Annotated in this window: 12 protein-coding genes; 2 read left to right on the top strand and 10 right to left on the bottom strand. The window is 38.5% G+C overall.

Features of this window, described 5'->3' with window-relative positions; translation table 11 throughout:
• The 10 genes from AN393_RS19105 to AN393_RS19150 all read right to left on the bottom strand — a co-directional run.
• A partial coding sequence (locus AN393_RS19105; RefSeq protein ID WP_152968295.1) for a hypothetical protein occupies positions 1–1,104 on the bottom strand: 1,104 nt, incomplete at its 3' end.
• A 254-nt stretch (positions 1,105–1,358) separates the two neighbouring features.
• A complete protein-coding gene (locus tag AN393_RS19110) occupies positions 1,359–2,165 on the bottom strand; it encodes a trypsin-like serine protease (protein ID WP_055018908.1) in 807 nt (268 codons plus the stop codon).
• A 196-nt stretch (positions 2,166–2,361) separates the two neighbouring features.
• Positions 2,362–3,093: a MauE/DoxX family redox-associated membrane protein gene (locus AN393_RS19115; RefSeq protein ID WP_055018909.1), complete on the bottom strand. Its 732-nt coding sequence runs from the start codon at positions 3,091–3,093 to the stop codon at positions 2,362–2,364.
• A gap of 33 nt (positions 3,094–3,126) precedes the next feature.
• Positions 3,127–3,636 carry a DUF305 domain-containing protein gene (locus tag AN393_RS19120; protein WP_024032683.1) on the bottom strand — a complete coding sequence of 170 codons (510 nt, stop codon included), beginning with the start codon at positions 3,634–3,636 and terminating at the stop codon, positions 3,127–3,129.
• A gap of 140 nt (positions 3,637–3,776) precedes the next feature.
• On the bottom strand, positions 3,777–4,295 hold the full coding sequence (locus AN393_RS19125; RefSeq protein WP_004588799.1) for a DUF411 domain-containing protein: 519 nt from the start codon (positions 4,293–4,295) through the stop codon (positions 3,777–3,779).
• Between the two features lie 10 nt (positions 4,296–4,305).
• The gene (locus AN393_RS19130; RefSeq protein WP_008109928.1) at positions 4,306–4,794 is read right to left on the bottom strand and encodes a nuclear transport factor 2 family protein; all 489 of its coding nucleotides are present in this window, start codon (positions 4,792–4,794) and stop codon (positions 4,306–4,308) included.
• A 22-nt stretch (positions 4,795–4,816) separates the two neighbouring features.
• The gene (locus AN393_RS19135; protein WP_024032685.1) at positions 4,817–5,725 is read right to left on the bottom strand and encodes a copper resistance D family protein; all 909 of its coding nucleotides are present in this window, start codon (positions 5,723–5,725) and stop codon (positions 4,817–4,819) included.
• Positions 5,726–5,736: 11 nt separating this feature from the next.
• The gene (locus tag AN393_RS19140; RefSeq protein WP_004588802.1) at positions 5,737–6,144 is read right to left on the bottom strand and encodes a copper resistance CopC family protein; all 408 of its coding nucleotides are present in this window, start codon (positions 6,142–6,144) and stop codon (positions 5,737–5,739) included.
• A 22-nt stretch (positions 6,145–6,166) separates the two neighbouring features.
• Positions 6,167–7,030, bottom strand: coding sequence for a copper resistance protein B (locus tag AN393_RS19145; RefSeq protein ID WP_055011431.1), 864 nt, complete (start codon positions 7,028–7,030; stop codon positions 6,167–6,169).
• Complete coding sequence (locus AN393_RS19150; RefSeq protein WP_055011432.1) at positions 7,027–8,850, bottom strand: copper resistance system multicopper oxidase; 1,824 nt, start codon at positions 8,848–8,850, stop codon at positions 7,027–7,029. Before AN393_RS19150 ends, AN393_RS19145 begins: the two co-directional genes overlap by 4 nt.
• 166 nt (positions 8,851–9,016) lie before the next feature.
• Between AN393_RS19150 and AN393_RS19155 the strand changes: the two genes are divergently transcribed.
• Positions 9,017–9,703 carry a heavy metal response regulator transcription factor gene (locus AN393_RS19155; RefSeq protein WP_004588805.1) on the top strand — a complete coding sequence of 229 codons (687 nt, stop codon included), beginning with the start codon at positions 9,017–9,019 and terminating at the stop codon, positions 9,701–9,703.
• Positions 9,693–11,090 (top strand): heavy metal sensor histidine kinase, encoded by a 1,398-nt coding sequence (locus AN393_RS19160; protein WP_055018910.1) that lies wholly within the window; start codon positions 9,693–9,695, stop codon positions 11,088–11,090. Before AN393_RS19155 ends, AN393_RS19160 begins: the two co-directional genes overlap by 11 nt.
• The last annotated feature ends 163 nt before the right edge of the window (positions 11,091–11,253 follow it).

Below are 11,253 nucleotides of genomic sequence, written 5' to 3' on the forward strand. Positions count from 1 at the left end.
GATGAGGGTAAGAGTGTTCTCATCTACCTCTTTGTAACCGAGAGTTAGCTTCTTCTCTCCAGCTTGGTTGTATATGTCATATTTTGGATAGTTGTCATCAACCTCCACAGCGCCTATTTTATCGCTTTCGCCTAGTAGTGGTTCAAGAACAATATCTTGAATAACCTGACAAGCTAATAGGTATAAAGGAGAACCCTGCGCTTGTTTGATGATCGACCTTAGCTGGATGCTTCTATACAGGCCACCAAATGTAGCCCCTTCACTACTGGTCACTAAACTCTCCGCTATTTCATGGGCAGCAACAAACATGTTCAGTATATCCTCTTGTGAGTTGGATTTTTCAGTTGATGGGGTTTCAACCACTTGATTCACTATGGGGGATAACTCTCCACCTAAGAAGTTTGTTAGATGGAGTGTTTCGAAAAAAGCATCTCGGTAGGTATTTATATCTGAGCTATCCAAATTAATCACCCTCATCCCAATTTCATAATGCAGTGTTAGTGCACATTGATTTAAATACTGAATTAGCTGGATGATCAGACTTTCTTTGATGTGCCTGTTCGGCGTTTCTTTGGCTTCTTCGTTTTGCAATAGGTTTAGAGCTTCTTCTAGTAGCCTTTCGGTATTCCGAAAGTAGTAGTCAATGGCTCGTATCGCTTCATCACAGACACTTAGTTTACCACGTTTAATTAGACGGTCTTCCGCATACACCTTTGAGTGAATTGCTGGCAAGTCATCTGTTGAAATAAAAGTAAATGCACGGTCAGAGGATAATTTACCAAACTGCTTAATTAAAAGACGCTCACTAACATCATACTCATCTCTAAGGTGTCTATTTATTACTTGCTGCTCCTCTAATTCGGATGGCTTATTTGAGTTGTGAGCTATCAACCATTGAATTAATGTCGTAACACAAAAAACAACAGAAGCCAGCGGTATCCGATAGGTTTCTAATGTATGTTTTAGCCCCTCAGAGAAGCCAGAGACATTTTGAGCCATAGAGACCAATGTCAACACTACAATTAGAGTGAAAAATGGCAACACCCAAAACCAAATGGATTTGTATGGAGGTTGCCTTCTAGCTTTGCTCTTTATTGTGTCCATAAATATTTCTCAGTCAGTAGGTTATGTACTAGCTTACCCTATGAAACCCGTCATAACCAACAGAGTTTGCTTGCGTTGCACATCATCCACACTGCCAGAAAGTCCGCCGTGGCGAGCCGCTTATTCAATACATCACCTAATTCTAACTGAGTTAATTTAACAACCTATGTAACTCAAAATTGTCCAAGAACGAGCTTAAACGACCGTCCGCTTCTCGCTCTAGGTCGAACTTCATTACAGTCCCAAAACAGACGCTAATTGACAGTTTTTGGTTCGCTAGCTAATACATCCTTAATCCACTTACTATAATTGGAAATTCTCACTTGATATGCAGTTGTACCATATAACCCACCCTTAAAATCAGAAATATCGCCATGCGCTAATTGCCAACTTGAAAGCCCTACAAGAAAGGGTATACCACCCTGATAAATGACAGAGGCTCCACCACTATCACCTGAAGCGTGCATTCCCTCTAGAGGTAATCCATTAGGTGCCTTATCAAACCTGAATGTCAGCCAATTAGTTTCTGCATTTTCGATAATATTTTGGAAGTGATTCAGCTGTTTCAAAGATTTAGTCTCAGACTCTTCGCCAATAAGCCCATTACCTGTGGCACCTCTACCAAAAACTGTAACTGTTTTTCCTTGTTCTTTTGTGTTTGTGTAAAGAGTAATCGGTAATACATCGCTCACAGGCGAAGTTAATTTGATTAATGCAATATCACTTCTTGCTTTAAAAAAACTCATTAAAGGCGCTAAATTTCCTTTCAACAAACTTTCGCTAGGTTTTTCAAATTCAGGATGTATGTACACTTTTTCAATTTGATATGTATTTGATCCAATCCTTAAACTTTTACCAATATAATTATAAAAAATGGTATGCGCGACAGTTACAACCCACCTTGGGTTAATTAAAGCGCCATGCCCTTCATGAGGCATATCCACTAAGAAGTTAGGAGCTTCTTTCGACACATAATTCTCAGGGGGAATATCATGCCTTTTTACAACAGCGAGACAGCTAATAGAAAAGACAAATAGAAAAATGAAAAAGAAAGCTTTCATAGTGCGTCCATGTTTTTATGAATGCTTTACAGGCTACCTTGCAAGCTAGGAGAAGGCAACTAATTCGACCGTCTGCAATTCGCTCATAGCAGTCTGCCTGATGAAGTCTAAACGTATTCACTTAAACTGTAAGATCAGATATGAGCTGGTACAACTTGACTAGTACACCATTATGTTTTTAAATTAAAGCTGTTGTTTACTTAATAAACATCCAAATACCGGCAGCGATCATAAACAGGTTTTCTGTTAGGGAGATAAACCCTAGTGGTACGTTACTGTCACCGCCTACACACGCACATTTTAACTCTCGTTTATCTATATAGACTGCTTTTATCACTGAAACAGCACCAACCCCACCTATGAACAATGAAATAGGGGCAATAATATAGGCTGGTAATCCGGCTATCATTCCAATGCCAACAAATGCTTCTAAAAATGGGTAAACATAGGCGTACCTGACTACTTTCATAGCGACTAAGTCATAGGTTATAAATGAATTAGTAAAGCTAAATAAGTCTTGAAGCTTTTGTATTGCTAACACTGCCATTGTTAGGGCTACAAATAGTTCAGCGGTTTGCATTGATAATAAGCTATTATTCGCTGCAAAACTAAATGCCACACTAAGCAAAAAACTAACCGAAAAAATCGCAATCACGGGCGTGTAAGTTGTACCTTCTTGCCCAGCTTTTGGCTTATCAAAGTAATCGCGTAAGTCGTCATAGCCACCTATACGTTTATTATCAATAAATGTTTGAGGTGTAGTTTCTACACTGTGTTGTTTTTTAAATTCATCTGTTTGCTCTCGAGAAGTTAATAGCTGATCATCAACTGTATATCCCTCTCGCTCTAGTAGGTCTTTTGATTTTAAACCAAACGGGCAAATATGCTCATCTGTGGCCATTCTAAAAAGTTGGGCTGATTTACTCATGTTTAGCTCCCTTTTATGTATTGGTATAAAATTTTACTTAGCATTAAAATCCGGTACGGTCCTAGATTGTGCTTGCTCCTGAGTTTCTGCTAGGCCATTTTTCTCTATATCCTTTAGTAACCACTGCATTTCTTTAATCTCACGACGCTGTGCCTCAATAATATTTGTTGCAAGCTCTTGGACTCGCTTATCTTTGATTTTTGCCCTTTCACTGGTGAGTATTGCAATTGAATGATGTGGGATCATCGCCGACATCCATGAGCTATCATCAACAGTCGCTTGTGATCGAACTAAAAATAAACTTCCCGCAAATACGGTAACACTAGCAATGAGTACTGTTATATTTTTCTTTTTATCTTTATACATATTGAGCATGAAAAGTAGCATTATCACTGCCATCATGGCTCCCATATAAAGCGCCATATAAGTGCGAGTTTCACTAAAAAAAACATGACTTAGCTGATAAGTATTCAAATACATCAGTACAAACATGACTAATGTTGATGTGGCTATCATTAAGAAAAACTTTAAATACTGCGACATTAGATGGCTCCTTTCTATCATTTACTTTGTATATCATTTATACCAATGGGTAATTCTTACAGGTTATTAGGCGTAAACCCACTATATATTTAATCATTGAATCAATGTTTATTATTACATCAAGAGTTGTGCCATAAGTGTTAAAACTGCTCAGCGTATTTGCTAATATGCTTATAAGTATTTTGCTGTAAATCGTGCGTAAGCATTTCAATATTATATTTATAAAAGCGATCGCCCATTTCCATACCTGGCGTACCAGCAGGCATAGCGGGAACAGAGAGCCCTATCGTCTTTTCAGGATGTTGTTCAGCTAAAAACTGTTTTATATGTTTGGCGGGAACATGACCTTCAAATACAAATCCATCGGCTGAAACGGCTGTATGGCATGACCGCATATTTGGTTTTATTTGATACTGAGATTTAATCGTCCCCATGTCATTGACGTTAATTGCTTTTGTTTGAATATTGTTTTCGCTCAAATGAGCAATCCACTTATTACAACATCCACAATTTTTACTTTTATAAACGGTAAGCTCAATTTTAGGTTTTTCTGAATTCTCATAAGTTATTAATGCTTTATGTTGTTTTTCGATACTTATCGCCGAAAATGACATAGTTAATGATAAAAATAACGCTGAGGTAATGTAGATTACTCGCATTGTTAACTCCTTAATTTGACCAATGAATATGAGTGATTTTCCAACCTGTATCGGTGTTTTTTAATGTGATTGATTCCATTCCCATAGACTTAATATCTTTTCCTTTGTACTTTCCTTGAGTTTTACTTCTTGAAATTGAGTAAGCTATGTCTCCATTTGTGTAAACTTGATGCTCTAGTAGTTCACTATTAACAGCACTTAAGAATTTCATATCCGCTATCATATGATGTTTCGCGTATTCATCTGCAGAACGCTCAACACTTCCGCCTTCAAAAATGATGACATCGTCGGCCAGTAATTTACGTGCAGCTTCGCGATTGCCTTGTTTTAGAGATGCATGAAATAGGCTGACTGTTTTTGCAGCCTCGCTATCAACATTGACAAAGGCCTTGCCTTTTTTTGAATATTTTTCATCGTCATGTGCACTAACAGTAAAAGAACTAACAGTGCTAAAAATTAGTAGCAATAAAATTTTTAAATTAAAGGATTTAATTAACATACGTTTCCCTTTTTATTAATCGTTAAATAGGCGGACCAACAAGTGTGGTAAATACACTTGTTGTAATAAGTACAAACAGGGCAATTACTATTTCAACAGTAATCGAGCGTTTTAATATACTTATATGGTGTTGTTGAGTGATTTGCGGGACTAAAAAAAGCTTATGCCATGCACCTAGGAGCAGCATCGCGCTGACGAGTAACAGCTTTAATAAAATTAGTTGCCCATAATCTGATGTAAACAATGCAGAAAATGACTCTAGGTACTGCAGGAGCAGAGTTAAGCCCGAAATAAGTAGTACAAATACAATAACAATAGCGAGTTGACCAAAGTAATGCATTAACCGCTTTACTTCACTGGTAGGTAGTAAAGTGCAGCTTTTGTAAAGCGGCCACAATGACCCTAACCAGCTCGCAATGGCAATAAGGTGAAAGGTTAAAATACTTTTCACTAACCCATTTTCGTTTGCACTGTGCCCAGTAAAAGTGAAGCTATAAGCGATAAACCCAAGCATGATTAGTATAACGGCACCGTTTTTATAACCTGCTACGTTATCATCTGATTCCACATTCCACATACATGCGCTAATTAGAGCAATAATAAGCGCTGGTATTCTAAACCTTGCTTGGTCACCTATGACTGATTGCCAAACAATTTCAAGCATAAAGGGGTCAAACATTCCCATAAAGCCTGATTCAGCCATTGCTCCAGCTTCTATAGGTACTTGTAAAAGTGCAGCAATACTACCTGTAACTACACACGTAATTTGCCAACGTTTTAAGAACTGATGAAAGCTAATTAAGTGATGCCCTGCAACATTGCTGTTGCCACACATAAAGCGCATTAATAAAGTGCCCGCAAGCCCTACAATTGCTATATAGCTTGCTAGTTTTAATAATAGTAAGAGCACTGACCATTCACTTAATTGCATGATGTTGCTACTTAATGATTATGTTTGCTGTGGGTATTAGATTGTTCTTGCATCATCTTATGCGATTCATTTTTATGTACCATAAATCTAAACGTGCCAGTCATTTTATGTCCATCACCACCCAGTGCTGTCCATTTAACCGTGTAAGTGCCTTGGGCTAGGCTCGGTAATGACCAATTAAAGTCTGTGCTTGGGGTGGCGCTGGGTTTGAAATCAAAGTTTATTGTTTTATTTTTTTCATCTTTGATGATGACTTTTGCTAGCCTTACTTCACCACTAAAAATTAACGAAAGTTCCTCTGGTCCTTGCATTAACATGGCTTCTTGTGCAGGTATTGATTGCTTGAGTGATATATGCGCTGATGCGGAAAATGTAAGCACTAAACCTAAAATGGCTACTGCAGAGTTAAAAAACTTCATAATTACCTCTTATTTAAAATGATTAAAACCAAAATTTAATACCCGCAACAAATGCGGTGTTGTTGCTACTTTGTCCACTTGATGTGGCATAGTCGGCGGTATTGCCAAATTTATTGCTCCATTCAACGCCAATATAGGGCGCAAACTGGCGTGTAAATTCATAACGAACCCTAAAGCCAATCGCGCTGCTTGATAGGCCACTTCCAAGCTCGTTTTGTTTATCGTTTTTGCCATAAAGTGTAATTTCGGCTCGCGGTTGTATAATTAGCTTTTGCGTGAGTAGTAGTTCGTACTCTGCCTCTAACGTAAATGCGGTATTGCCTCGCTCACCTACGTATGCTGTCATATCAAGTTCAAACCAATAAGGGGCTAAACCTTGTAAGCCAAAAGCCAACCATTGCCGATTTTCACCTTCTTTATTGTAATCAAGACGAACACCTGCTTGAGTATCCCAATATGCTGATACGGCGTGACCCCATAAAATATCGGTTTGGTTTTCTTCAATACTTCCTTCGCTGAAATCACCCTCGGTTTTAATTACCAATCGATCAAAGGTAGTGCCGTACCATGCTTGTAAGTCAAATACACCTGCGTTTGCTTGCTCGTTATATTCAAGACGATCGCCTAGTAATGCGTAAAATGGATGCTCATCAGCGAGTGTTAATCGCTCATTGCCCTCAAGCGCATATGGGCCTTCTGTTAAAGTTGTTCCCGCAGAGTAAGCATGGGGGTCTCTTGCATCTTTAGGTGCACTTCCTCCTTGTGGTTGCATCTTAGCGCTATTCATTTGTGCCATTTCACTTTGCGCTAATAAAGGGAAACTAATTAATGAAGCCCCAGTTAACATTAATAAACTAAATGATTTAGATAGTTTTAATTGTTTCATGATACGACTACCTCTCTAAACATGCCGGCATCCATATGGAATAATAAATGGCAATGCCAAGCCCAGCGCCCTACATCGTGAGGGGTGGTTAAAAAGCTGATTCTTTGTGCGGGTTGAACAGGTATTGTATGACGTCGCACTTGCACATCACCTTGCTCGTTTTCTAAATCACTCCACATACCATGCAGATGCATAGGGTGCGTCATCATGGTATCGTTTTGTAAAATAACTCTTAAACGTTGGTTATGCTTCATATGCACTGGCGTGCTTTTACCAAATTCTAAGCCATCAAATGACCAGCTATAACGTTCCATATTTCCGGTTAAATGCAACTCAATTTCAGCTTCTGGCTCTTGCTGGTTAGTGATCCCTTCAAGTGAGTGTAAATCTGCAAGTGTTAAAACACGGCGACCATTTTTACGTAAACCAATACCAGGATCATCAAGATTTGTTCTAGGCATATCAACGCGCATATCAACTGAAGCTCCATACTCCGTTTTGGCATGACGCACTTTAGGGCTGGCAACTGCCAATGGGTTTTCAGACATACCATGTTTGCTATGATCCATCGCCATTGCACCGTGCTCCATAGCGCTATGATCCATTTCTTTAGAGTTCATACCTGACATGCCAGCCATACCTGCCATTGCAGAATGCTCACCGCCGTGGGTCATATTGCCCATCATATCGGTCATCGTTAACCATTCAACAGGGTCAAGTGCAGGTACTGGCGCATCAATATTAGGCGAGCTTGATAAAGTTCCTTTTGCGTAACCAGAGCGATCCATACTTTGAGCAAAAATCGTATAGGCATCATTTTTAGGCTCAACAATTACGTCGTAGGTCTCACCAGGGCCGAATCTAAATTCATCAACTGTCACTGGTTCAACGTTTTGCCCATCAGCTTGTACAACTGTTAGTTTTAGTTCGGGAATACGAACGTCAAAAAAAGTATTGCTTGAGCCATTAATAAACCTAAGTCTTACTTTTTCTCCAACTTTAAACATTCCTCGCCAATTTGACATTGGCGTACTACCGTTCATTAAAAAGGTCATTGCTGATGCAGATAAGTCAGCTAAATCTGTAGGATTCATTCTCATTTGATTCCACATTTTGCGGCGTTGCAAAGCATTCGAAACACCGCTATTTGAAACGTCATCAAAAAATTCTGGAACAGTGGGCTGATTGAAGTTAAATACATCACTCTGTATTTTTAATTTGCGGAACAGCGCCATTGGGTCATCATCAGTCCAATCAGATAATTGAATAACATGCTCGTTATCTGCACTAATAATATCTTTTTCTCGCGGTTCAATAATTAATGCACCGTACATGCCAGTCATTTCTTGAAAGCCACTATGTGAGTGATACCAATATGTCCCGCTTTGTTGTAATTTAAATTTATAAACAAAGGTTTCGCCAGGCATAATGCCTTTAAAACTGATACCAGGTACGCCATCCATTTGATACGGTAAAATAATACCATGCCAATGGATTGAACTCGGTACTGATAACTTATTTGTTACTCTAATAGTAACGTCATCGCCTTCTTTGAGGCGCAAGGTAGGGGCGGGTATAGAGCCATTGATAGTTGTCGCCATACGTACTACGCCAGTAAAGTTAACCGGCGATTCATCTATAACCAGATCAATTACTTTGCCGCTAAGTTCGGGCACAGTGCCTGTTATTGTTCCTGCTACTAAAGATGATGCAGCATGTAATACACTCGGAAAAGCAGCAAGTACACCTCCTGCAATTAAGCCTTGAACAAATCGTCTTCGTGGTGTGCTAACCTGTTGTGATGACTTTTTAAACCCCATTTCCTTACTCCTTCATACCAGAATATGTATTGAGTATAGAAAATAGACCTGTCTTAAACATGACGCGAACATTACAAAGTTGTAATGTTGGTGTCATGTTGCTGTAGTGACAGATACTGCATAATATTTGCAGAGGTAGTTGTTAGGACTTTAATGAAGGAATTGTATGCGCTTATTAGTTGTTGAAGATGAATCAAAGACAGGAGATTATTTAAAACAGGGACTAAGTGAAGCTGGTTTTCAGGTTTCTTTGGCGCGCAATGGACTTGACGGTCATCACCTAGCAATGACCGACTTATTTGATGTAATAATACTTGATGTCATGTTACCTGACGTATCCGGTTGGAAAATTTTACAGTCGCTACGTGAAGCAGATAACAAAACCCCAGTACTATTTTTATCTGCTCGCGATAGTATAGACGATAGAGTAAAGGGGCTCGAACTTGGTGCTGATGACTATTTAATAAAGCCTTTTGCTTTTGCTGAAGTTTTAGCAAGAGTACGCACTCTTATTCGCCGTGGTGTAGTACAAACAGTTGACGATATACTGATAGTTGCTGATTTAGAAATGGATATTCCAAAGCGAAAAATACAACGTGCAGGCAAGCGTATTTTATTGAGTAATAAAGAGTTTAGCTTACTTGAACTATTGTTACGGCGCGAAGGTGAAGTACTGCCACGTTCGTTAATTGCTTCTCAAGTATGGGATATGAATTTTGATAGCGACACCAATGTGATTGATGTTGCCATTCGTAGGCTAAGAGCAAAAGTTGATGATGACTTTACTGTTAAATTAATTCATACGGTTCGTGGTATGGGCTATAAATTAGAGGTTGAAACTGATGGCTATTAAGTCACGGCCTTTATCACTTACGATGCGTGTTGTGTTGTTTGTCGCTGTAACCGTTATTGCGTGCTTAACTTTAGTTGCCACCTTAATAAATAGTTCGATAAAACATCATTTTTTCCAGCAAGATAGTAGTGAACTGCATGTTATTAATCAATCTATTGAATTAGTTTTAAGACAACAGTATAAATCAAACCTGAAACTTAAAAATGAATTATCTAACGCTGTAGCGGGTCATCACGGTGTTTACTATCAGGTAAATACCGCAAAAGGAGAGCTCATTTTTCAAAGTTCTGAACGAGATTTTAGTGATTTTGTAATGAGTGCTAATGCTTCAGCTGGCTTTAACCGTAACAACATTACCTCATGGCAAAATGATACCCACACCTACCGAGCTCTGGTGAGTAATTTAAGTACTGGGCAACAGCAATACAAAATTACTACAGCGATAGACATGAGCTTTCATTTACACTTTCTCAATCAATTTCAACAAAGTCTTTGGGCTATTATGTTTGGCTCTGCGGTACTCATTTTATTGGTGGCTTGGTTTGCTATACATCAAGGATTGAACCCTTTACGAGGTTTGAGTCAGAAAATGCATGACATCCAAACTAATAAGATGGATGTAAGGCTTGATGAAAATAAAGTGCCTATTGAGCTTGTTAATATGGTGCAGTCGTTTAACTCGATGCTCGACAGGCTCCAAGGTGAATTTATTCGTTTATCAAATTTCTCTAGTGATATTGCGCATGAGTTACGTACTCCACTAACAAATATAATCACTCAAACACAGGTTGGTTTATCTAAAAAAAGACAGTTGTTAGAGTATCAAGAATTATTGTTTTCTAATCTAGAAGAGCTGGAACGACTAACTAAGATGGTTAGTGATATGCTTTGGCTTGCAAAAACTCAGAATGGACTGGTTAAACCCGTTCAAAATACTCTAAAAAGCCATGATGAAATTGAAGCATTATTTGAGTACTTTGATGCTTTGGCTGAAGACTCATTGATTACATTTAAGAAAAAAGGTCAAAACCTTTGTTTTTATTGTGACAAATTACACTTTCGCCAATTATTATCAAACCTCCTATCCAATGCAATAAGGTATGCCCCAAAAGGCTCATCAATCACAGTAAATAGTGAAATATTTACCGCTGAAAAAATATGTATTTCAGTGATTAATACTGGGGAGAGAATACCTTCTGAGCATTTACCTTATTTATTTGACCGCTTTTATCGACCCGATAAATCGCGCCAACGACACAGCGATGGAGCTGGTTTAGGGCTTGCAATAGTTAAAGCTCTAGCGCAAGCAAACGGTGGAAATATAGAGGTCAGTTCAAATAATCAAACTACCAGCTTTAAAGTTTTTCTAAATTTAGCTAAAAGCTAATTATTAAATTTAATAACCCAATGTTTGCTTGTACCTCTAGACTTCCCAGCTTTCATTAAACACCGGTTTATAAACTTAAAGTACAAAACGGAAGTAAACTTCCGGTTTCTAACCCAATATTGCTATATTTCGGAAGCAAACTTCCGTTTATAGGAATTCAAAG

This window comes from Pseudoalteromonas sp. P1-25, assembly GCF_001401805.1.
In the GTDB taxonomy this organism is placed as follows: Bacteria; Pseudomonadota; Gammaproteobacteria; order Enterobacterales; family Alteromonadaceae; genus Pseudoalteromonas.

Coding starts and splice junctions, on each gene's coding strand:
- AN393_RS19135 (WP_024032685.1), bottom strand. CDS start 5,725: ATGCAATTAAGTGAATGGTCAGTGCTCTTACTATTATTAAAACTAGCA.
- AN393_RS19110 (WP_055018908.1), bottom strand. CDS start 2,165: ATGAAAGCTTTCTTTTTCATTTTTCTATTTGTCTTTTCTATTAGCTGT.
- AN393_RS19125 (WP_004588799.1), bottom strand. CDS start 4,295: ATGCGAGTAATCTACATTACCTCAGCGTTATTTTTATCATTAACTATG.
- AN393_RS19145 (WP_055011431.1), bottom strand. CDS start 7,030: ATGAAACAATTAAAACTATCTAAATCATTTAGTTTATTAATGTTAACT.
- AN393_RS19160 (WP_055018910.1), top strand. CDS start 9,693: ATGGCTATTAAGTCACGGCCTTTATCACTTACGATGCGTGTTGTGTTG.
- AN393_RS19140 (WP_004588802.1), bottom strand. CDS start 6,144: ATGAAGTTTTTTAACTCTGCAGTAGCCATTTTAGGTTTAGTGCTTACA.
- AN393_RS19115 (WP_055018909.1), bottom strand. CDS start 3,093: ATGAGTAAATCAGCCCAACTTTTTAGAATGGCCACAGATGAGCATATT.
- AN393_RS19150 (WP_055011432.1), bottom strand. CDS start 8,850: ATGGGGTTTAAAAAGTCATCACAACAGGTTAGCACACCACGAAGACGA.
- AN393_RS19130 (WP_008109928.1), bottom strand. CDS start 4,794: ATGTTAATTAAATCCTTTAATTTAAAAATTTTATTGCTACTAATTTTT.
- AN393_RS19155 (WP_004588805.1), top strand. CDS start 9,017: ATGCGCTTATTAGTTGTTGAAGATGAATCAAAGACAGGAGATTATTTA.
- AN393_RS19120 (WP_024032683.1), bottom strand. CDS start 3,636: ATGTCGCAGTATTTAAAGTTTTTCTTAATGATAGCCACATCAACATTA.